This window comes from Nitratireductor thuwali, assembly GCF_036621415.1.
Classification (GTDB): Bacteria; Pseudomonadota; Alphaproteobacteria; order Rhizobiales; family Rhizobiaceae; genus Chelativorans; species Chelativorans thuwali.
Map to the genome: position 1 here is coordinate 962,491 of NZ_CP030941.1, position 21,015 is coordinate 983,505.

Sequence of the window (21,015 nt, forward strand, 5' to 3'; positions counted from 1 at the left end):
AGGGGGCCGTGGCTGCGGCACGCGTGCGGGAGAAGATGTCGTTCGCAAAGCCTCCATACTGTTCAAGGCTCTCCCTGCTGCAGTCTGGTTATCTGTCGGGCCGCCCGGAGGAGCGGCTCGCGGACCTGTTCGAGATCGAAGCGCGTCTCCGGCATCACTATCGAGACGGTCGCGGTGCACTTGCCATGAACGTCGAAGACCGGAGCCGCGATGGCGCGCACGCCAACCTGCGTGTAGCCGCTCGAGAGCGCGTATCCGTCAGCGCGTGCGGCGGCCAATATCTCCTCCGAGGCGAGCTTTTCACCGCTATCGCGCAACCGCTGCAGCGCCGCGTCGTCCGCAAAGGCGGTCAAAATGCGCCCCGAAGCCGACCCTTCCAGCGACATCGTCGTGCCGATCTTCTGCTCGGCGCGTAGGACGCTGTCCGAATCGACGCGCGAAATGATGCAGGGGAGCCCGCGGTCCAGTACGGCGAGCGAAGCGGTTTCCTTCACCTCGTGGACGAGCGCTTCGAGGATCGGCATCACGCGCGTCCCCAGATCGGCCTGTTCCAAGGCCGCGGCGGCGAGTCGGCAGACATGCATGGAAAGCCTGTAGCGGGACTGCTCGTCCTGCTCGACCCATCCGGCTTCGACCAGGGTGAGGAGGCGTTGATAGGCCGTGGGGCGTGAGAGTTCCATCGCCCGAGCCACCTCCGGCAGCCGCATCCCCCGCGAGCTTTTGGCCAGGACGTCGAGGACGGCGATCACTTTCAGGGCGGTGGTCAGCGGTCTGACACCTGCCTCGCTTTGTATTCTATTTGAATGTGTCGTATCCATTGCAGATACACAATGTTGCTGATATTGATCGATGTCAATGCCGATCGAAAAAACAGCCACGGATATTCTTCTCTTCGCGACATGCCCTGCGCCAGAATGCGTGCGGTGCACCTGTCTGCGGTCCGGCTGGAACTGCACATCCTTTTCACGTGGAAGCTGGGAGACGACACAGAATGAACGGAGCGGACCGGATGTGCGACACGCTGCTCGCAAACGACGTGGATGTTTGCTTTGCAAATCCCGGGACGTCGGAGATGCATTACGTTGCGGCGCTCGACCGCAAGCCGCAGATGCGTTGCGTGCTCGGCCTCTTCGAGGGAGTAGTGACGGCCGCGGCCGACGGTTACGCCCGGATGGCTGACAAGCCGGCCGCGACACTCCTTCACCTCGGACCCGGTCTGGCGAACGGGCTGGCCAACCTGCACAATGCCCGCCGCGCGCGCACGCCCATAGTCAATATCGTCGGCGACCATGCGACCTATCACCTGCCGCTCGACGCCCCGTTGACGAGCGACATCGAGAGCCTTGCGCGGCCCATGTCACACTGGGTAGGACGGGTCCGTGATGCCCAGGACGTGGCCGGCAAGACCGCGGAAGCGATTGCACAGGCGCATATCCAGCCCGGGATTTCGACACTGATCCTTCCGGCCGATGCCGCATGGGGCGAGGTCGGAGCCGGCAAGCCGGAGCGAATCGCGATGCCGACGCGCCCCGAGGCTTCGGCCGATCGGATGCGTGAGGCGGTAGCGGCACTGAAAGGCAGCGGCAAGGTCGCACTGATTCTCGGCGGCATGGCGATGCGCGCCGACGCGCTCGCCCTTGCGGGCAGGATCGCCACCCGCACGGGCGCAGCTCTCTTCTCCGAGCGCGCTGCCCGGTCGCAGCGCGGAGCAGGTCGGGTGGCGACCCGGCCGGTTCCCTACAGCGTGGATCTCGCCGTCGCCGCTTTCCAGAACTTCGAGACCGTGATCTGCGTCGGCGGGCGCCCTCCCGTTGCCTTCTTCGCCTATCCGGGCAAGCCGGGGTGGCTTCTGCCGGATGGCTGCACCGTCATAGATCTGGCTGGCGCGGAGCACGATATTCAAGGGACGATGGAAGAGCTCTGCAAGAATGTCGGCGCCTGGGAATCGACAACTCGGGTGGACGCCTTCACGGCAAGACAGCTGCCAATTCCGACAGGACCGCTCGACGCCAACGCGATCTCGGCCGCCCTCGCGCGCAACCTGCCGGAAGGAAGCATCATCTGCGAGGAGTCCATCACGTCTGCTGGCAATCTCGCCGCACTCGCGCCAACGATGGCGCCGCACGACCACCTTCCATTGACGGGCGGATCGATCGGTATCGGTATTCCGCTGTCCGTCGGGGCCGCGGTGGCGGCGCCGGACCGCAAGGTGGTAACGCTCCAGGCCGACGGCAGCGGCATGTACACTGTCCAAGGCCTTTGGACGCAGGCGCGCGAGAACCTCGACATCCTGACCATCATCTTCTCGAACCGCGGCTACTCGATCCTGAAGGGGGAAATGCGCAACGTCGGCGTCAACGAATTCGGAAGGAATGCCCGGCGGATGCTGGAGATCGACGATCCCGCGCTCGACTGGTGCTCCTTGGCGCGCGGCATGGGGGTCGAGGCCGCCCGGGCGGAGACGGTTGAACAATTCAGCCGCCTTCTCGCCGCAGCCTTCACCAAGAAAGGCCCCTTCCTCATTGAAGCGATGATCTGAAGCGCTACACCGTCGGCTCGACAATCCCCGCGGCCAACCCTCGTGCCGCTGCGAATAATGAAGGCAGTCCGTGTGCGGCCGCGTAGCGCGTGTGGTCGTTCCACTATCCGACGAGGAAGTCGCAAAGCTCCGTGACGTGCTGCGCGAAATAGGATTCGGTCCCGGTGCAAAGGAGCGCAAGGTTGCTCGCCAAGCAGTTATGGATTTTCAACGGCAGAATGGCTTGAAGACCGATGGCGTCATCGGCGAGCAGACCTTGGCAACGCTCCAGCGCTCCATGGACGCACCGGCTAGCCTCTGTGCAGCAGCGGCAAATCCTTGCGCCGCCGCCGATCCCTGCGCAGCGGCAAATCCATGCGCGGCAGCAAATCCCTGCGGTGCCAATCCATGTGCGGCGAAGAACCGTGCGCGGCCAATCCATGCAACCCCTGCAATCCGCGGGGTGCAGCGGCGGTCACGCCGCCGGATGTCACGCCGGCCGAATTGCGCGCGGTCTTTGACTGCCTCAAGGACCAGATGCGCCGCCTACCGCGACATCTGGCAGGAGCAGGATCATGCCGCCGTGCAGCATTCGCTCCGACTGTTGCGGGTCGCCTATAGCGGCAGCGGGCTCGAGGAGACCAGCGATTTCCTCGACTGGGAGAACTTCGCCTCGTCGCCTTACGTATCGGCGGCACATTGCGGCCCGAGGCATCGAACCAGAAAGGCGACAGGAAATGCGCCAGCAACCAAAGACCGGCAGCCGGAGCTGACACGGAATCCCGCACCCTCGTCGGGTGCAGCCGCGAGACCACAGCCGCCTTCGATTTTGCGGAGCTGAGCAGCGCGCGGCTGAAGGAAGATGCTGTGCGCCGGCGAGGAGATCGCGGAATGCTACCGCGTTCTCACAAAGGCCGGCCTCAACATCGTCGGCGAAATACTGAAGGGCCAGGGTCAGTTCTACCAGCTCAATCACTGCCCTTCCGGCGATGTCTATGGCCGTGAAACCCACTCGCAATATTACTATCATGCGCACCGCACGGGTGAGCACGGCCATTTCCACACATTCCTGCGCCAGGCAGGAATGCCGGCGGACGCTGCCCTGTTCCGGAGGCCGAGGGCCGGGACTGGCCGAGCGGCAAGGACGCACAATCGCACATCGTCGCCATCTCGATGGATCGCTATGGATACCCGATCCGGCCTGTTCACGACCAATCGCTGGGTAACGGACGAAATCTGTGAAGGCAGAAATGTCCTTGCGGACCGCGCCGGCGCCACTTGGCGTTCAGCGGCGCCTTTACGATCCTCTTTTCGTCTTTGGTAGTGCCCCCTGACGTTTGCGGCCTGCCATCGACAAGCGCTCCTTGGGACTAAAATCTCATCCGTTCCAGACCTCTCGCCACGCCGCGAACTCGGACGGCCTGATCCGGTAGCGCGCGAAATTCCCCTCGTGCAGGCTGAGGAGCTCGCGCTCTGCCGTCTCCTGAAAGCGCTCCCGCTCCTCGGGATCGATGTGCTTTCGGGTCCAGGCACCGACATGCGCGCTCGCCTGCTTCTTGTCCATGCGCCCGCGAATAACGGCGCCGACTACCTCGCGCAGGGCATTGCGATGCCGCAGCCGGAAGGGATCGGGCTCGCCCAGCGATTGCCTGACCGCCGCGTAGCGGGCGGCGGAGCGCTCGTAGGCCCATAAGAAGACGTCGCGCAGCAATTCGGTGCGGTTCATTTCATAGATGCCGAGCACCGCGTCGGTGTAGGCCTCACGCGGCACGCCTTCGAACGACAGCGGCGAGAGATTGACCTTGATCAGAGGGATGTTTGCCGACAGGCGCGAGACGCGCTTGTTCACGTCGTCGAAGGGCTGCAGGTATGGAAGCTGCACCATCACGAAGAACGCCTGCTCGAACGGGTCGGTAATCGCAGTGGCGGTCGCGAGGATCTGCTCGAAGCACTCCCCGATGAGCTGCGGCACTTCCAGCGGGTGAAACACGGAACGCTCGATCCCGACGGCGATATGCCGGAGCCGCCCCGCGGCATCGGGATCGGCCAGCAGGTTGTTGGCCAGCAGCGCGTGGAGATTAAGGATGGTGTAGCGGTTGAAGCCGATCTCTTCCGCCGTGCCGACGAGAAACTCGATCGCGTCCTTGTGGTTGAGGATCATCTGCGCTTCCAGCCGCTCATGGCCTTCCGCCTCCTCCCCAAGGTCGATCAGGCGCTTGGTATCGAGCAGCGAATAGGTGTTGCCCTCAAGCCGGCTTGAGTTCCAGGACAGGTCGATCAGCAGCCGGTTCAAAATCTGCTTTGCGTAGGTGCCGGCGGGCTGCTCCGCGATCTTCGGCATGCCCACGTCCCGCAGGTGCTTTCGTTCCGCAGCCGAGAGATAGAAGGTCTCGTTGGGCCGGTAAGAATTGAGGAACGCCCGGTTGTAACCGACCGGCTTGCGCCGCTGGGGCGGCCGGCGGATATAGCTCTGGATTTCAGCGCCGGAATCGGAGAGCGGCAGAGCGGCTTCGCCCGTGGCCTCCGCCCTGCCGGCGGTCCGGCCGACCGCGGCCCGCACTTCAGGCAACCTGTAGCGCGCCCAGCGCCCCCTGCCCTCCATGACGAGGCGCCCGCTATCGACAAGGGATTTGAGCCGGTACTGAAGCGTGCGCCGGGGCGGCGGCGATTCGAGCGAATCGGCGATCTGCTGCGCCGTCATCCCCTCAGGATGGTCTCGCACCGCCTCCTCGATTGCCTGCAAGTCCTCGCCCTGAATCCGCCGTACCACAGCCCACCTTTGTTGCGCATATCGCTCCTACGCGCAACTTAGATCATCTATGCGCAGTTCTCAAGTCTATACGCAATTATAGTTGCGCATAGCGGAGCTATCCTGCGCATAGATCCCTATCTTGCGCGTAGGCGCGTCTAGGCGCAATTTAACTCTCCCTCGTATGCCGACGCTCGTTCGACCGGCTCCGGAAGGCGGAAAGCCGTTACGGCAGCGCTAACATGCGGCGATGCACGGAGCGGCTCCGCTGCTGGCACAGACATCCGGCCCGCGGAGACCTCGGCACCTAAGCCTTAGATACTGGCGGGACTTCGATGGGGCGCGGGCAATGTTCTGGAAGAAAACCAGGCCGCCTGAACTAAGAAGCGAAACGCAGGTTCCGCCGGATCAGGTACCACCGAGAAATCGCGTCTTCGACACCCGTGAGGCGGTCATCGACGCTGCTTGCGCAGACTTGGCAGAAGCTCCTCGAAAGTCCAAGCCATCACCTTGATCGGAATGAAGTGCCGGGCCCATGCCGGCTCATCGTCACGATCGTTGGTATTAGTCAAGGCTCCAGACCGTGCACGGTGGAAGTCGCTCGCCGATCTCAATCAAGATGTCCGGCTCCTCGATGGGACCGGAACTAAAGATCTCATACGCGTCGAGCTTCGAATGCGGCGGTTGGTGCCTGCGATCATCCCTGCGCCAAGTGCTCGAAGAGTCTCGCGACGGCCTCCGCTCCAGGATCTACGTTGCCTTGAAGCTGATGAGCCCCGATATATGAGGCCCGGCCGACACGCGCCTTCGCCATTGACGCGGTTGCGTCGGCGCCCTCCCGCGCCGACGCGGCAGCGGCGGCGAATCCCTCGGAGAGCGTGTCGAGCGCTGGCGCGAGCGCATCGACCATTGTCCGGTCGCCGCGCTCAGCACCCCCGATTTCCTGCATGCGCGACAGCCCGGCCTTGAGGGCTTGGCCCATGGGCTCGCCGCTGGATGCGGCATCCCCAGCGGCGGCGAAGAAGATCGCAAGCAGAACTCCGGACGAGCCACCCATGGTCTGGCTGAGTTCCTGGCCGATGGCGCGCAGAAGCTGGGTGTGATCGGATAAAGGCAACTGGTCCATGCGCTCCAGCAGCGCACGCGCGGCGCCGGCAAGAGTTGATCCTGTATCGCCGTCACCGGTCTTCGCGTCGAACGCATTCAGATCCGCTTCTGCCGCGATCAGGACTTTGCAGCATCGGGAGAGAAACTCCCGCGTCGGCGCGTGATTTGAGGGCATGGGCTTGATGGGCATCAGTCCGTCGGGAAGCGGGGCGACCGCGACTTCCGAAAGTTCGGCAACACCCGGCCATGCGGCGATCGGTGTCGCTGCCTGGAGGAGACGCAGGTTCTCCTCATTTGCCGGCAAGACCGAGATCGAGAAACCGCGCATGTCGAGCGATGTCATCATGGATGCGGGCCCGATGACCCCTTCGAGCCGCGCCCCGATCGAGGATTGCGCAAGCTCGTGGACCAACACCCCCATTTCAAGCATGGAGGTGCCGCCGAGATTGTTGAGGAGAGCCACATGCGGGCCGTCGGGCATGACGGCCGACAGCTTCTCGCACATGGCGCCGACCGCCGCCTTGGCGTTGGAGAACGGAACCTGCTCAACCCCGGCTTCACCGTGGATACCAAGCCCGAGTTCAGCCATGCCTTCGGGAATCCGCTGCTCCTTGGCGGCACCTGGAACGCGGCATGTATCGAGGGACATGCCGATGCTTTTTGTGCCTTCGATCACCCGCTCGGCGGCTTTCGCGACTGTTGCGAGGTCCGCGCCCTGCTCGGCCAGGGCGCCGGCGATCTTGTGCACGAACAACGTGCCGGCCAGACCACGCGCCTGCGGCAAATCGGGAAGCGCGATGTCGTCGTCGACGATCACCATGGACACCTTGTGTCCGAATGCGCGGGCACGCTCGACGGCAAGGCCGAAGTTCAAGCGGTCGCCTGTGTAGTTCTTGACGATGACGAGGCAGCCTGCCGGCCCTGTGACGGCAAGGATACCGGCCAGCACGGCGTCGACCGATGGTGAGGCGAACACGTCGCCGCAGACAGCGGCCGTCAGCATGCCTTCGCCAACGAATCCAGCATGGGCCGGCTCATGTCCGGAGCCCCCACCGGAAACCAGCGCCACCTTGTCCTTCTTCCAATCCTTGCGGACCACCACACGGATGTGCGGGTAGCCGTCGAGCCTCGCGAGCCGGCCTCCGGAAGCCGCTACCACGCCATCCACGGCCTCGGTAACGATGTCTTCCTTGCGGTTCAAAAACTGAGTCATCTTCAAATTCTCCTAGACGAGGCGCGCACCGTCGGCGTCAAAATAGTAAGCGTCCTGTGGCCGTACCTTCACCGCGTCTCCCGGCCTGAGCGAGGTATGCGGGTCCGTGACCGTCACCAGATCATGTTGCTTGAAAGAAAGATGAAGGCGCGTCTGGTCGCCGAGCCGCTCGACACGCACCACCGAACTCTCTTCACCCTCGCCCTGTACGATGTGTTCCGGCCGCAGTCCGATGGTACGAGCGCCAGCCGGAGCACCGGCGAATATATCAGCAGGCAGAAGATTGATGCGCGGCTCGCCAAGGCGACTGGCGGCATAGATGCTGACCGGATTTTCGTACACATCCCTCGGCGAGCCGAATTGCGCGATACGACCATGGTCGAGGACACCGACATGGGTGGCCATCGTCATCGCCTCGACCTGATCGTGCGTCACATAGAGAAGCGTTGCGCCCGATTGCGCCTGAATACGCTTGAGTTCGACACGCAGCTCCGCACGAAGCTTGGCGTCGAGCGAACTCAACGGCTCATCCATCAGATAGATCGCTGGCCTGCGCACCAGCGCGCGTCCGATCGACACGCGCTGCATTTCGCCGCCGGAAAGCGCGGTCGCCTTGTTGTCGAGCTTATGAGCGATGCGCAACACTTCCGCCACGTCCTGCACCTTGCGCTCCATCTCTTCCCTCGGCGTCTTGAGCAGAGGTGATTTGAGCGGGAATTCCAGGTTCTGACGCACCGTGAGGTGCGGATAGAGCGAGTATTGCTGGAACACCATGGCCACATCGCGCTGCGCTGGCGTCAGGCCGCGCACGGAGCGCCCGCCAATGAGGATATCGCCGCTGTCGGGATGTTCCAATCCCGCCACCAGGCGCAGTGTCGTCGTCTTGCCGACACCAGTCGGCCCCAAAAGCACCACCAGGGAACCATGCGGTACGGTCAACGAAACATCGTCGAGAGCCTTCTGCCCGCCGAAACTTTTGGAGATGCTGCGCAGGATCACTTCAGCCATGGGTGAGCACTCCCCTATTGGCTGCCGAAACAAGCGCCCGCCCGGTTTCCGCGTCGAAGACGGTGAGCGTGCGCGAATCGAGCGTCAGCCCGACCCTTTCTCCCACCACAACCGGGTCGGCCGCAGAAAGCCGCGCCTTCATGGTACCATTCGGCGTCTCCAGGGATACGATCTGGGTGGTGCCCAGATACTCCGTCGCAGTGACTTCTCCTCTATAGGGGGACGCGTCATCGAGGCGGATGTGCTCCGGGCGCACTCCAAGAGCCAGCTTGCCTTCCGCGCCTTCGAAAAGCTCTGGAACCTTCATAGTGGTCCCATTGAGGTTGACGGCGGTCGCGCCAACGCCCAACACGGATTCGAAGCGCAGAAAATTCATCGATGGGGAGCCGATGAAATCGGCCACGAACATGGTTGCCGGCCAGTCATATATGTCCTGCGGCACCCCGAATTGCTCGACCACGCCATGGTTCATCACCACGATCTTGTCCCCCATCTGCATGGCTTCGAGCTGGTCGTGGGTCACGTAGACCGTCGTCGCGCCCATCCGATCATGCAGGTTGCGCAATTCATGAGCCATATGCTCACGGAATTCGGCATCAAGGGCGCCGAGCGGCTCGTCCATGAAGAAGGCTTTGGGTTCGCGCACGATCGCCCGCCCAAGAGCCACGCGCTGCCGGTCGCCGCCGGACAGTCCGCCAACAGGCCGGTCGAGGATGTTTTCTATGCCCAGAATGCCGGAGACCTCCGCCACCTTCTTCTTGACCTGTGCCCTCGACGCGCCCTGGCTTACCAGCGGATAGGAGATGTTCTTGCGCACACTCATGTGCGGGTAGAGCGCGAACATCTGGAACACAAAGGCGATATCCCGTTGGCTCGCCCGCTTCCGGCTCACTTCCTCGTGGTCAATGAAAACTTCGCCTGAAGTCGGCAGTTCTAGCCCCGCCATCATCCGAAGCGTCGTCGTCTTGCCGCAGCCCGATGGGCCGAGCAGCATGAAGAACTCGCCGTCCTCGATCGTGAAGCTGGAGGATTGTACGGCGGTGAAGTCGCCGAATTCCTTGCGCAGATTTCTGATCTCGATCCTGGCCATCATCTACTCCGGAAAGTGCGAAACGATGATGAAGCCGACCGTCCCGACGAGCAGGACGATAAAGCTGTAGGTGTAGGCCCACAGAAAAAACGGCTGCATCAGCATCACTACCCCGAGTCCGATCAGGATGCTGGCACCCAGCTCCCATGGACCACGCACCAGGATCCTGCGCGCATTGCGCTGCTTTCGGCCGTCACGACCGGATGTGCGGGTGGTGTCGGACAGGCTCATTTGCGCACGGCTCCGAAGGTAATGCCGCGAAGGAGGTGCTTGCGCAGCAGGATGGTGAACACCATGACAGGCACCAGGAACAAGGTGGCGCCTGCGGCCACTGCCGGCCAGTCCTGACCGCCTACGCCGATGATCGTCGGGATGAAGGGCGGTGCAGTCTGCGCCGTGCCGGAGGTCAGAAGTACGGCGAAAGCATATTCGTTCCAGGCAAAGATCAGGCAGAAGATGGCGGTGGAGGCGATGCCGGTGGCGGCCTGCGGCAGCACCACCTTGTAGAAGGCCTGGAACCGCGTGTAACCGTCAATGAGTGCCGCTTCCTCATATTCGACCGGAATCTCGTCTATGAACCCCTTCAGCAGCCACACCGACAGCGACAGGTTGACCGCCGTATAGAGCAGGATCATGCCCAGATGCGTGTCGTTCAGCCCCATGTGCCGGTACATCAGGAAAATTGGGATGGCGACGGCGACCGGCGGCATCATGCGCGTCGACAGGATGAAGAACATCAGATCGTCCTTCAACGGCACCTTGAAGCGCGAGAAGGCGTAAGCGGCAATGGTGCCGAGGAACACCGACAGGAAGGTCGAGCCAAAGCCGATGATGATGGAGTTGAGGAAGCGCTCGCCGTAACGCGACGGCCCGACGATCACCATGTCGTACTTGCGCACGATGCTGTCATACCAGGTTTGCGGTTCGCCCAGTTGCTCCAGCGTCTCAGTGCTGGCGCGAGTGCGCGTGGTGAAAAGGTTGACGTAACCCTCAAGCGTCGGATCGAAGACGACCTTCGGCGGATATGCGATCGCGTCCGAGGGTGTCTTGAAGCCGGTGGCTATGATCCAGGCCAGCGGCATGATGGTGACGGCCGCATAGAAGATCACGAGAAAGCCGGCGAAGAGCTTCTGGCGACCGGACGGTTCGGTTACTGAGAAACTCATCTCTCTTTCACCTTGTTCAAGGCTTTCACATAGATCGAAGCGAGGCCGAAGATGGTCACGAACAGAATCACCGCGTAGGCCGAGGCAAAGCCCGTGTTCCACTTCTCGAAGGCTTCACGCTTGAGGTTGATAGAGGTGAGTTCGGTCGTGGAGCCCGGCCCGCCGCCGGTCAGCTGCACCACCAGATCGAACATCTTGAAATTCTCGATGCCGCGGAAGAGCACGGCCAGCATCAGGAACGGCAACACCATCGGGATGGTGATGGTCCAGAACTGGCGCCACTTGCTGGCACGGTCGCATTCCGCCGCCTCATAGATGCTTTCGGGGATGGAGCGCAGACCGGCGAGGCAGATCAGCATGACGAAGGGCGTCCACATCCAGGTGTCGACGATGACGATAGCCCAGGGCGCCAGCGCCACCTCGCCGATCATCGAGAAGCCGGACGGGTCGGCACCGGTCAGGAACCCAATCACGTAGTTGAACAGGCCGATCTGCGGCTGGTACAGGAATGTCCAGAAATTGCCCACCACCGCCGGCGAAAGCATCATCGGCAGCACGATGACGGTGGTCCAGAGATCGCTTCCGCGGAACTTCTTGTTGATCAGATAGGCGAGTGTGAAACCGATCAGCACCTGAAACACAATAGTCCAGAAAACAAAGTGTGCGGTCGCCTGCATCGTGCCCCAGATGTCGCTGTCGGTCAGGATACGCTCGTAATTGCGCGAGCCCACGAATTCAGCTTCGCGGTTGGGACGATTGACCCTGAAATTGGTGAAGCTCAGCCAGACTGTCCAAATCAACGGGAAGATGTTGATGGCGAGCAGCAACGCGATCGTCGGAGCGACGAAAATCCAGGCTACCGCGCGGTCGGACAAGCCTTTGACACGACGCACGACGCTGCGCGGTGTCGCCTCGGCGACACGCTCTATCGGTGAGATGGACATTGTCTGGCCTTCATCCTGAAGCGAACGGGGTGATGCCGGAATCGGGTTCGGCATCACCGGGAATCCTATCGTGCGTCAGTATTTGCCTTCGTCCTCGAATATCTCTGCCCAATCCTCGGCGAGCCCGTCCAGGGCCTCCTGCGCCGTTCCGTTGCCGGCGACGACATAGTCGTGGACGCGGTCCTGCATGGCGAGTAGAAGCGAGGCATAGGCCGGCTCGGCCCAGAAATCCTTCACGATGGCCATGGAATCGAGAAAGGTCTGCGCGTAGGGCTGGCTGGAGGCAAAGCCGGGGTCCTCGACCACCGCCTTGAGCGCCGAGTAGCCGCCCGACTGCCACCATTTCTGCTGAACTTCAGGCTGGGCGAACCACTTGATGTATTCAAGCGCCGCATCCTGCTTGTCGGAATAGGAGACAACCGAGATGCCCTGGCCGCCGAGCTGCGCAAAATGGCCGTCGGGACCTTTCGGATTGGCGAAGTAGCCCGACTTTCCACCACCGACATTCGGGTCCGCTTCGACGCCCGGCCAGATAAAGGCAAAATTCATCTGCAGCGCCACCTGCCCCGATTTGTAGGCATCGATATTTTCAGACATGTACCAGTCCGAGGAGCCCGGCGGGGTACAGCAATCATAAAGTTCCTTGTAGAATTCCAGCCCCTTCACTGCGCCTTCGGAATTGACGAAGCCGTCAAGTTCATAGGGCTTGTCGGGGTTTTCGTACTGGAAGCCGTAATTGTAGAGGACGTTGGTCACACCCATCGTAATGCCTTCGGAGCCGCGCTCGGTGTAGATCGCAGCGCCATAGACCTTGCGCCCGTCGATCTCGCGTCCTTGGAAGAATTCTGCGATCTCCTTCAGCTCGGCCAATGTCTCGGGAGCGGCCAGATCACGCCCATACTTCTCCTTGAATTCCGCCTGGACCTCGGGCTTGTCGAACCAGTCCTTGCGGTAGGTCCAGCCAACCACGTCGCCGAAGGCCGGCAGCGCCCAATAATTCGGCGTCCCCTTCGGCCACTCTGAATAGCCGGTCACCGTCGCGGGAATGAAGTCATCCATGGTGATGCCTTCTTTCTCGAAGAAGTCATTCAACTTGACGTAATGACCGCTTTCGGCCGAGCCGCCGATCCACTGGCTGTCGCCGATCATAAGATCGCAGAGTTGGCCACCGGAATTGAGCTCGTTGAGCATGCGGTCGGCAAAATTCGGCCACGGCACGAACTCGAATTTCATCGTGTGGCCCGACTGCTGTTCGAAGTCCTTGGACAATTCCACCAGCGCGTTGGCCGGGTCCCACGCGGCCCAGCAGAGCGTCAGTTCGTCCGCGTTCGCGGGCGCCGAAACGGCTAGGCAGGCGGTAAGGCCGGCGGCGGCAACGGAATACAGGGTCTTGGTTTTCATGCGCATATCTTCCTCCCAAGCCGCCCCGGTTGAAGAAGCGGCGCACGCCTTTCGAGGCGCTATTGTCTGCGCGAGGGGCCCAGGCATCCCCGGGCAGATCTCCTCCCTCGGCACTTCCGGCAGCACGGCCAACAATCCTCACATCCGCCGCCTGCGTGAACTAGTCATAATTGAGGTGCGCACCTCATATCAAGCGTTTTTTGAGGTGCGTACCTCATTTTTCTTGCCATCAATGCCGGCTTGACTGATAACGGCTCGCCGTTACGTGGAGTTTAGGAGCGGGAATGCGTCCCACCACCAAGGATCTTGCCAGAGCAGCAGGCGTAAGCCTGGCGACAGTAGACCGCGTCCTGAACGAGCGCCCGAATGTCAGCAACCGCACGGTGCGCAAGGTGCATGAAGCCATCGAGCGTATCGGATTCGAGCGCAATCTCGCCGCGGTCAATCTCGCCCGCAGCAGGACCTACCGATTCCACTTCGTGCTGCCGGAGCGTGGCGACCAGTATCTGGCTGAACTGCTCGCCGAAGTCGACGCGGCGCGCGCGACCCTGAAATCCGACCTCGTCGAGGTCAACGTCATCCGGCTTGACATCGAAGACCCGCATGCTGTCGCCAACCAGCTCTCATCCCTCGATCCCGGAAAGGTGGACGGTGTGGCGGTCATGGCGCCCGAATCCCCCCAGGTGCGCGACGCGGTAATGCGCCTCAATGAGCGCGACATTCGCGTCGTGCAATTCCTGTCGGGCCAGGCGAATCTGGGGCATCACGACTTCGTGGGCATCGACAACGTCGCGGCGGGCGCAACCGCAGGTCGCCTGGTCGGGCGGTTCAGCAGTGGACGCCATGGCCGGATCGCGGTGATCACCGAAACCATACAATCGCAGGACAGCCTCAAGCGTCGACTGGGTTTCGACCAGGTGATCAACCGCGGATTCCCCGCTCTCCAATGCCTGCCGACGCTGGAGACGCATGGAGACGCCGGGCGTGCCGAGCGCATTATCCGGCGGACCTTCGCCAACTATCCCGACATCGTCGCGGTCTACATCATGAGTTCGGAAGCGCGCGTGCCGCTCGAAGCCGTATCGCGCTACGCCGATCTCGAGAATCTCGTGGTGGTCGCCCATGAGCGGACCCCGTTCAACGAACAGGCTCTACGTGATGAGCGCATCGACGCGATCATCGCCCAGAACCCGGGGCACGCCGTGCGCAGCGCCCTGCGCATCCTGCGCGCCCGCGCCGACAAGCGTCAGCCTTTCGCCGCCCAGGAAAAAATGCGGATCGAAATACTACTGGCGGAAAATCTGTAGCCATTCTCTGGGAGCATCAGTGACTTCCCGATCCTTTAGTCGCACGAAATCCCGGCTATGCTGCAGTAGAACTGATTGGAAGCCTGCCAATAAGAGACCGCAAACTCCGGCACCAGCACGTTTCCCATCCTTTGAAGCTCCGTGTTGATCCGGGCACCCGCTGGCTGCGCCGTCGGACATCGCCTTGGTTCCTGCAGCCGTCACTCGCCGTATTGATGCAAGCGTTCCAACGCTACTGCGGGCCCATGAAGAGATGTGGCAGCCAGAGGCTGATCTGCGGGAAGGCGGCGAGCAGGACGAGGACGATCGTCAGCGGCAGGAAATATGGGATCACTGAGCGCACCACGTCTTCTACCGGCACGCCGGCTATGCGCGAGACGATATAGAGCCCGATGCCAAGCGGCGGAGTGGCGATGCCGAGGATGATCGACATCTGTAGCACTATGCCGAAATGAACTCGGTCGATGCCGTAGGAGTCGACCAGCGGCAGCAGGATGGGCACGAGCAGCAGCTTGATGGTCACGCCGTCGATGAAGCAGCCTATGATGAGCATGCCGAGCATCGTCACCAGCAGGAAGAAGAAGGCACTGTCCACCAGATTGGGGATGGTGGCCGCCAGGCTCTGCGGCACCTGCTCGATGGCCAGAAGCCAGCCCATGCTGTTTGCGAAGCCGATGATGATCATGATCATCGAGGTGATCAGCATGGTCTCGGTCGTCGCCCTGACCAGTGCTTCCCAAGTCAGCGTCCTGAACAGGCAGCCGAGAAGCAGGATATAGGCGCAGGCCAGAACGCCGGCCTCCGAGGCGGTGGTCGTGCCCGTCAGGATGCCGACCATGATGATGGCCGGGGCCATCAACGCCGCCGCGCCGGTCAGCGCGTGCCTCCAGATTTCGCCCAGCGAGGCGCGCGGTTCGCGCGGGAAGTCCTGGCGGGTCGCCAGGAAACGGTTGAAGACCATCAACGCCCCGGCGATCAGGAAGGCAGGAACGATGCCCGCCAGGAACATCCGCGCCACCGATACATTGGCGAGGAACGAGTAGACGACGAGGGGCACGGAAGGCGGGATGAAGGGCGCCACGATGGCCGAAACGGTGGTGATGGCAGCGGCAAAGGCGGGCTTGTAGCCGCGTTCGCGCATGGCCTTGATTTCCACGGCCCCAAGGCCGGCGATGTCGGCCACGGCTGCGCCCGTGCCGCCGGCCAGCATCACCGAGGCAAGTACGTTGACCTGCGCCAGGCCGGCCCGGAAGTGGCCCACCAGGGCACTGGCGAAGTTGAAGATCCGCTCGGTCATGCCCACGGCATTCATCAGGTTGCCGGCAAGCACGAAGAAGGGAATGGCAAGCAGCGAGGAATTGCTCGCGGCCTCCAGCACCTTCATGGGAACGATCCACAAATTGCCGGCGAAGCCCGAGGCGATGAGGGCGCCGGCGACCGCCACGCCGATGGCCGCCGTGATCGGCACCCGGATGGCAAGCAGCAGCACGAAGGTTGTGAACAGGCCAACCGCCACCATGTCACGCTTCCTCCACGGGTCTGGCGAGCGCGCGTGTGCTGACGATGATGTCGAGCACGAACTGCAGCACGATAAGCGCGCATGAGATGAAGAAGGGGACGGAGAGCCAATAGCGCTGGATGCCCACAAGGTCGATCCGTCCCACCTGCCGGGGCACCAGGATCGGCGCCTGGTAAAGGATGAGCAGCAGCAGGCCGATCACGATGCAGCCCACCAGAATGCGCAGCACGGCGCGCACCCGTGGTCCGAACTGGCGGACGAGGATGTCCAGGGAGATGTCCTGGCCCCGGCGGTAGATCACGAAGAAGCCGAGGAAGATCATCCAGACGAACAGCACCTCGGTCCAGGGGAAGACCCAGATGATGCCGAGGTCCAGAAACAGCCTGGAAAGGATGTTGGCGAGATTGATCGCCAACATCACCAGGAGCAGGCCGTTTGCTGCGATCAGGAAGACCCGCTCGCAGACGCCGAGTCCGGCATCCAGCGCCCTTACGATCATCCGTCGGTCTGGCGCGTTTCGGCGACAGCCTTCAGAAAACCTTGCGGCAGTTCGCCACGGCTGTCCATCTCCTCATAGAGCTCCATCATGCGCGCGACGAAGGGAGACGTATCGACTTTGGAGAACGTTACGCCTTCCGCCTTCATGCGTTCGATGGATTCGTTGGCGATCTTCATCGTGTCCGCCTCCGATTCGGCGGCCACTTCGTCGTAAGCCTCCAAAATCTGCGCGCGCGTCTCCTCGTCAAGACCGTTCCAGGCAGCCGCGTTGGCCATGAAGGCCAGGCCCTGCGGATATTCGTCGTGCCGGATGACGTAGGGGGCGACTTCGTAGAAGCGCATTGGCTCCACGAGCGCTATCGGGCTGTTGACGGCCTCGACGATGCCGCGCCCCAGCGATTCATAGACCTCGGTCCAGCCGAGCGTGCGCACTTCGGCGCCGAGATGGCGCCATGCCGCCGCGGCGAGCTCGTCCGGATGCAGGCGAAGCCGGAGGCCATTGATGTCGTCGAGTGATTCCACCGGCTTCTTCGACACCATGACCCGATATGGTCCGCGCACCATGGCGGTCGAATCGCCGATCACCGTAATGCCGGCTTCCGTCTCGATCTGCTCGTGCCAACCCTCCACGAGATCGGAGGCCATGAAGCGCGACCAATGCTCGCGGTCGTCGAACAGGAAGGGCGCGCTCACGAACTGCATCTCGGGCACCCACTTCTGCAGATAGGACGATCCTTCGGGATAGATGTGCACCGTTCCCATCTGGAGTTGCTCCAGGATGGCGTCGTCCTTGCCGAGCTGTTCGTTGGGGAAGACCTGGACCGTCACCTTTCCGTTCGTCTTCTCCGCAATACGGTCCGCGACAGCCTGGAAGATGACGCCTTCCACCGAGTCCGCCGGCATCTTGTGCGCCATGCGCCAGGTCTCGGCCGTGGCCTGGAAGCTGAAGCCCGATGCGAGCGCCGCGACCACGGCGAGCGTTGTCCATTTCATCCTGTTCATTTCACTCTCCCATTTTTTGTCTATAGACCTTCGGCGCAACCGAAAGCTATTCCGCCGCGACTGCCCCCATGGCGGCGGCGACTTTCTCGCTCGCGCCGGTGATGTCGGGAAGCTTCTCTCCGTTGCGCAGCCTTTCCAGAACCGTGATCTCCCGTTCCTGCATGGCGATGGCGCGCTCGGCCACGGCAAGGCACTGGTCCGGCTTCAGGAACAGAACGCCGCTCTCATCGGCCAGCACCGCGTCTCCCGGCTCCACAGCCTGGCCGCCGACCGATACGGGAACGTTGAAAGCTCCTTCCAAGCCGAGCAACTTGGTCGTGATCGGTGCTGGACCGGCGCACCAGACCGGCATGTCGCAACGCCGAATTTCTCCGAAATCCGTCGCTGGACCGTCGATCACCGCACCCACGACGCCGGCGAGCTTCGCCGCGTTGGTAACCACACCGCCCCAGCAGGCGTGCTTGGTGTCGCCGCCCCGGTCGATGACCAGAAAGTCGCCCGGTCGGACAAGCGCCAGAACGTGATGCAGCAGAGTTGAGTCCGCGCCGGGTATGCGCAAGGTCACCGCAGTACCGGCGATGCGCTTTTCCGGCAACACGGCGCGCAAGCGGCTGTCGGCGAACTGCGTGTGCAGGAAGTGTCCGACAGTCGCTGTCTCCACGAGTTGCAGGCGCTCGATCGTGGAGCGCGAAATCTGCGGCGGCAAAGGGTTGATCTGGAACATGGAGCCGCCTCACAGAACGTGATGGTTGTGGACCGGCACGTTCTGCCGCACGCGGTCGCGATATTCGTGGTTGAGAGTGCCCGTGGCGTGACCCACGTGGTCGCCCATCTGGGTGGTGACATGGCCCCATGGGTCGATCACCATGCTGTGGCCAAAGCAGGCCTTCCTGCCCCCGGCATGGCTGCCGTACTGGCCGACGGCGACGAAATGCGTCTGCGTCTCGATCGCCCTTGCGCGGGCGAGCACCTCCCAGTGGTCCTTGCCCGTCATCAGGGTGAAGGCAGCGGGCAGGACGATTACCTCCGCTCCCCGGTCGCGCAGGGCGCGGAAGAGCTCGGGGAAGCGGATGTCGTAGCAGATGGCGCAGCCCACCATGCGGCCCTTGCATTGGTAGGTGACGATGTCCGACCCCGGCGCGATCGTCGCACTCTCCCGGTGACTCACCCCGCCCGGCACATCAACATCGAACAGATGGATCTTCCGGTAGCGTGCGATCTCGCCGCCGTGCGGCCCAAAGACGACGGTGGTGTTGTAGAACTTGTTACCGGCTCTCTCGACGATGCTTCCGCCATGCAGCGTCACTTCGTGCTCGCGGGCAAGATCGGTCATCGTGCTATAGGCTTCGCCGTCGGGAAATTCCTCGGCGCTGGCGTGGAAGTCCGCCGGGGTGTCGCCCAGCAACGCCCAATATTCCGGCAGCACGATGAGATCGGGATCGTCTTTGGCGGCCTCAGCCACCAAGTCCTTTGCCGCCGCGATATTGGCGGCCTTGTCTCCCTGGGAGTTCATCTGAACGATAGAAATCTTCACGGGGTTCCTCATCTTTCTTGATGAGGAAAGGTCCCTCACGCCGGCTCCCCATGTCCAACGCAATATTTTTGACAGTTCCCATAAAAAAATTTTGTGCGTGCTCTCACCACGCTTGCGACGGATCGATGCGACTACAGAACTCCCGCGCCACCTCGCGCGCCAGATTGGCCACCGCAGCGGGCAGCAGGAAGGTCGGGCTGTCCACATAGACCGCCTGGAAACTCATGGGCGGAAAAGGTTGACGGACATTGAGGGGAACGAGTTCGCCACGCCGCAGCTCGCGGCTCATAGCCGGCGGCGGAATGGCCGCCACGCCGATCCCGTCGATCGTCATGCGTATGATGGTGGCCAGCGAATTGGTCGCGTAGAGGACGGTGCCGGCTTCCAGGTGGCGATGGAAATAGCGGCGCAGCGCCTCGTGCGGCTGCGATCCCTTGGGAAAGGAGATGATCGGAAACGAGGCAAGGTCGTCCACATCGAGCTGGCGCCCATGCAGGCCGAGATCCGGCGAGGCTGTCCAGTTGCACGCATAAGTACACAGGTCGATATTGATCACGTCGGGCTGCAGCACTGGACCCATGATCAACGCGACGTCGAGCTCGTTGCCCAAAAGCATGTCGGTCAGCCGCAGGCTGGTGTCGGCAGTCAGTTCGATATTGATGTGCGGATAAAGCGTCTTGGATCTCTTGATGAGATCGATGAGCCAGCTGTGCGAGATCGTATCTATGGCGCCGATCCGCACCGTTCCGCGCAACCTCTCCTGGGCGCCGATATCCCGAACGAGTTCCTGCGCCGCCCGCACCAGGCCTTCGGCGCGTTCCAGCGCGGAGACCCCGTCGGGCGTAAGCCTTACCTCGCGCGGCTCGCGGTAGAAGAGCTTGACCCCGAGTTCCCGCTCCAACGCGGCTATCCGCGCCGAGACGGCAGCCTGGGTAGCGTTCATGCGCTCGGCGGTGAGAGTAAAGCTCTTGAGGCGCGCAGCCCAGACGAAGGTTTCAAGAAATGTCAGGTTCATTCCAGCCCGCCAGTCTAGGGTCAGGACCTATTAATGTTGCTTGATTGGTATGAGTCAACTTGCCTGGAGAGGAGGCGGAAGCCTGCAGGAAACCATCGCCGGCCAACATGTGACCCTCGCCACTGAAGCAGACCGCCGCGTTTAGGAAAAGGGCCTCACATCGTTCGAATTCGACCGTTTCGAAACCATCGATTCCGATTTCACATGAACACAGCGCAAGCTGGACGCGTCGCACCTCGGCCCAGCTAAATCGTCTCAACGGTCCGCAAGCAACCGCAGTACGTGTGCTCCAGCAAGGCGTCAGTGCGCGCGACAGTCGTAGTGCAAGGCTGCTATATCTGAGCCTGCGAGCCGACGCTGGCCCAGCAGCTTGAACGATGCGCTCAGGCCGGGTTCGAATGTGCGCACGCCCTCACCCAACACGACATTGCCCACCAGAAGGTGAAGCTCATCGACCAAGCCATGCGCAAGCAAGCCATTGAAAAGAATGTGACTGCCAAAGATCAGCAGGTCTTCGCCAGCTTGAGCCTTGAGATCAGCGATCCACGCATATGCGTGTTCGCGGCTCACGACCTCGGCATCCGCCCAAGGAGAACTTCGCGACACGACCAGCGTGTCGCTAACGACAATCTTGCGTGTCGCGTCAACACGCTCGGCGATCTCGCGTTGCACCGGGTCGCTGGTCGGACCGCGATCGACATTTGGCCAATAAGCCTCGAACATGGGGAAAGTGACGGCACCGAAAAGCAGCGTACCAGCCCTGCGCAAGAGCTCGAGGTTGTGAGCGTCGAACGCCGGCCCCATTGGCAGCGCATCAAGCCGGCCACCCGGGCCGGCGCAGTAGTTGTCGAGGGAACTCAGAATACTGACGACGAGCTTGGCCATCGCAAATGTCCTTCCGCTGAAAGAATGGATGCAGTCCCGATCCATTCGGGCCTGTCGTC

Annotated in this window: 20 protein-coding genes; 4 read left to right on the forward strand and 16 right to left on the reverse strand. The window is 62.2% G+C overall.

Going from position 1 to position 21,015, the window contains the following annotated elements:
* Positions 1-62 precede the first annotated feature (62 nt).
* On the reverse strand, positions 63-956 hold the full coding sequence (locus tag NTH_RS04665; RefSeq protein WP_338528917.1) for an IclR family transcriptional regulator: 894 nt from the start codon (positions 954-956) through the stop codon (positions 63-65).
* Between the two features lie 35 nt (positions 957-991).
* Here NTH_RS04665 and NTH_RS04670 point away from each other — a divergent pair, with 35 nt between their 5' ends.
* The 3 genes from NTH_RS04670 (at position 992) to NTH_RS23105 (ending at position 3,842) form a co-directional block, all read left to right on the forward strand.
* A complete protein-coding gene (locus NTH_RS04670) occupies positions 992-2,539 on the forward strand; it encodes an acetolactate synthase large subunit (protein ID WP_338528918.1) in 1,548 nt (515 codons plus the stop codon).
* 91 nt (positions 2,540-2,630) lie between these two features.
* Positions 2,631-3,359, forward strand: a complete 729-nt coding sequence (locus NTH_RS23100; protein ID WP_422392423.1) for a peptidoglycan-binding domain-containing protein — start codon at positions 2,631-2,633, stop codon at positions 3,357-3,359.
* Between the two features lie 21 nt (positions 3,360-3,380).
* On the forward strand, positions 3,381-3,842 hold the full coding sequence (locus NTH_RS23105) for a DUF6969 family protein (RefSeq protein ID WP_422392348.1): 462 nt from the start codon (positions 3,381-3,383) through the stop codon (positions 3,840-3,842).
* Positions 3,843-3,896: 54 nt separating this feature from the next.
* On the opposite strand, the gene NTH_RS04675 is transcribed toward NTH_RS23105, so the two are convergent.
* The 8 genes from NTH_RS04675 to NTH_RS04710 form a co-directional block, all read right to left on the reverse strand.
* A complete protein-coding gene (locus NTH_RS04675) occupies positions 3,897-5,261 on the reverse strand; it encodes a Fic family protein (protein ID WP_338528919.1) in 1,365 nt (454 codons plus the stop codon).
* Positions 5,262-5,964: 703 nt separating this feature from the next.
* Complete coding sequence (locus NTH_RS04680; RefSeq protein ID WP_338528920.1) at positions 5,965-7,587, reverse strand: dihydroxyacetone kinase subunit DhaK; 1,623 nt, start codon at positions 7,585-7,587, stop codon at positions 5,965-5,967.
* A gap of 12 nt (positions 7,588-7,599) precedes the next feature.
* Complete coding sequence (locus tag NTH_RS04685) at positions 7,600-8,595, reverse strand: ABC transporter ATP-binding protein (protein WP_338528921.1); 996 nt, start codon at positions 8,593-8,595, stop codon at positions 7,600-7,602.
* A complete protein-coding gene (locus NTH_RS04690; RefSeq protein ID WP_338528922.1) occupies positions 8,588-9,685 on the reverse strand; it encodes an ABC transporter ATP-binding protein in 1,098 nt (365 codons plus the stop codon). The genes NTH_RS04685 and NTH_RS04690 overlap by 8 nt, the downstream gene beginning before the upstream one ends.
* A gap of 3 nt (positions 9,686-9,688) precedes the next feature.
* Positions 9,689-9,916, reverse strand: coding sequence for a hypothetical protein (locus NTH_RS04695; RefSeq protein ID WP_338528923.1), 228 nt, complete (start codon positions 9,914-9,916; stop codon positions 9,689-9,691).
* Positions 9,913-10,851, reverse strand: coding sequence for a carbohydrate ABC transporter permease (locus NTH_RS04700; RefSeq protein WP_338528924.1), 939 nt, complete (start codon positions 10,849-10,851; stop codon positions 9,913-9,915). Before NTH_RS04700 ends, NTH_RS04695 begins: the two co-directional genes overlap by 4 nt.
* The gene (locus NTH_RS04705) at positions 10,848-11,795 is read right to left on the reverse strand and encodes a sugar ABC transporter permease (RefSeq protein ID WP_338528925.1); all 948 of its coding nucleotides are present in this window, start codon (positions 11,793-11,795) and stop codon (positions 10,848-10,850) included. Before NTH_RS04705 ends, NTH_RS04700 begins: the two co-directional genes overlap by 4 nt.
* Before the next feature lie 75 nt (positions 11,796-11,870).
* On the reverse strand, positions 11,871-13,202 hold the full coding sequence (locus tag NTH_RS04710) for an ABC transporter substrate-binding protein (RefSeq protein WP_338528926.1): 1,332 nt from the start codon (positions 13,200-13,202) through the stop codon (positions 11,871-11,873).
* Between the two features lie 278 nt (positions 13,203-13,480).
* Here NTH_RS04710 and NTH_RS04715 point away from each other — a divergent pair, with 278 nt between their 5' ends.
* The gene (locus NTH_RS04715) at positions 13,481-14,503 is read left to right on the forward strand and encodes a LacI family DNA-binding transcriptional regulator (protein ID WP_338528927.1); all 1,023 of its coding nucleotides are present in this window, start codon (positions 13,481-13,483) and stop codon (positions 14,501-14,503) included.
* A 232-nt stretch (positions 14,504-14,735) separates the two neighbouring features.
* On the opposite strand, the gene NTH_RS04720 is transcribed toward NTH_RS04715, so the two are convergent.
* The 7 genes from NTH_RS04720 to NTH_RS04750 all read right to left on the reverse strand — a co-directional run bounded on the left by NTH_RS04720 (position 14,736) and on the right by NTH_RS04750 (position 20,956).
* Positions 14,736-16,022, reverse strand: coding sequence for a TRAP transporter large permease (locus NTH_RS04720; protein ID WP_338528928.1), 1,287 nt, complete (start codon positions 16,020-16,022; stop codon positions 14,736-14,738).
* 1 nt (position 16,023) lies between these two features.
* Positions 16,024-16,521 carry a TRAP transporter small permease gene (locus NTH_RS04725; protein ID WP_338528929.1) on the reverse strand — a complete coding sequence of 166 codons (498 nt, stop codon included), beginning with the start codon at positions 16,519-16,521 and terminating at the stop codon, positions 16,024-16,026.
* Entirely contained in the window at positions 16,518-17,522 is a 1,005-nt protein-coding gene (locus NTH_RS04730) for a TRAP transporter substrate-binding protein (protein ID WP_338528930.1), read from the reverse strand. The genes NTH_RS04725 and NTH_RS04730 overlap by 4 nt, the downstream gene beginning before the upstream one ends.
* Before the next feature lie 46 nt (positions 17,523-17,568).
* Positions 17,569-18,246, reverse strand: coding sequence for an RraA family protein (locus NTH_RS04735; protein WP_338528931.1), 678 nt, complete (start codon positions 18,244-18,246; stop codon positions 17,569-17,571).
* Between the two features lie 9 nt (positions 18,247-18,255).
* Complete coding sequence (locus tag NTH_RS04740; RefSeq protein WP_338528932.1) at positions 18,256-19,056, reverse strand: carbon-nitrogen hydrolase family protein; 801 nt, start codon at positions 19,054-19,056, stop codon at positions 18,256-18,258.
* 103 nt (positions 19,057-19,159) lie between these two features.
* Positions 19,160-20,071: a LysR family transcriptional regulator gene (locus NTH_RS04745; protein WP_338528933.1), complete on the reverse strand. Its 912-nt coding sequence runs from the start codon at positions 20,069-20,071 to the stop codon at positions 19,160-19,162.
* Positions 20,072-20,371: 300 nt separating this feature from the next.
* Positions 20,372-20,956, reverse strand: a complete 585-nt coding sequence (locus tag NTH_RS04750) for a dihydrofolate reductase family protein (protein WP_338528934.1) — start codon at positions 20,954-20,956, stop codon at positions 20,372-20,374.
* Positions 20,957-21,015 lie beyond the last annotated feature (59 nt).

Coding starts and splice junctions, on each gene's coding strand:
- NTH_RS04680 (WP_338528920.1), bottom strand. CDS start 7,587: ATGACTCAGTTTTTGAACCGCAAGGAAGACATCGTTACCGAGGCCGTG.
- NTH_RS23105 (WP_422392348.1), top strand. CDS start 3,381: ATGCTGTGCGCCGGCGAGGAGATCGCGGAATGCTACCGCGTTCTCACA.
- NTH_RS04720 (WP_338528928.1), bottom strand. CDS start 16,022: ATGGTGGCGGTTGGCCTGTTCACAACCTTCGTGCTGCTGCTTGCCATC.
- NTH_RS04745 (WP_338528933.1), bottom strand. CDS start 20,071: ATGAACCTGACATTTCTTGAAACCTTCGTCTGGGCTGCGCGCCTCAAG.
- NTH_RS04725 (WP_338528929.1), bottom strand. CDS start 16,521: ATGATCGTAAGGGCGCTGGATGCCGGACTCGGCGTCTGCGAGCGGGTC.
- NTH_RS04685 (WP_338528921.1), bottom strand. CDS start 8,595: ATGGCTGAAGTGATCCTGCGCAGCATCTCCAAAAGTTTCGGCGGGCAG.
- NTH_RS04700 (WP_338528924.1), bottom strand. CDS start 10,851: ATGAGTTTCTCAGTAACCGAACCGTCCGGTCGCCAGAAGCTCTTCGCC.
- NTH_RS04695 (WP_338528923.1), bottom strand. CDS start 9,916: ATGAGCCTGTCCGACACCACCCGCACATCCGGTCGTGACGGCCGAAAG.
- NTH_RS04710 (WP_338528926.1), bottom strand. CDS start 13,202: ATGCGCATGAAAACCAAGACCCTGTATTCCGTTGCCGCCGCCGGCCTT.
- NTH_RS04705 (WP_338528925.1), bottom strand. CDS start 11,795: ATGTCCATCTCACCGATAGAGCGTGTCGCCGAGGCGACACCGCGCAGC.
- NTH_RS04715 (WP_338528927.1), top strand. CDS start 13,481: ATGCGTCCCACCACCAAGGATCTTGCCAGAGCAGCAGGCGTAAGCCTG.
- NTH_RS04750 (WP_338528934.1), bottom strand. CDS start 20,956: ATGGCCAAGCTCGTCGTCAGTATTCTGAGTTCCCTCGACAACTACTGC.
- NTH_RS04690 (WP_338528922.1), bottom strand. CDS start 9,685: ATGGCCAGGATCGAGATCAGAAATCTGCGCAAGGAATTCGGCGACTTC.
- NTH_RS04730 (WP_338528930.1), bottom strand. CDS start 17,522: ATGAACAGGATGAAATGGACAACGCTCGCCGTGGTCGCGGCGCTCGCA.
- NTH_RS04670 (WP_338528918.1), top strand. CDS start 992: ATGAACGGAGCGGACCGGATGTGCGACACGCTGCTCGCAAACGACGTG.
- NTH_RS04735 (WP_338528931.1), bottom strand. CDS start 18,246: ATGTTCCAGATCAACCCTTTGCCGCCGCAGATTTCGCGCTCCACGATC.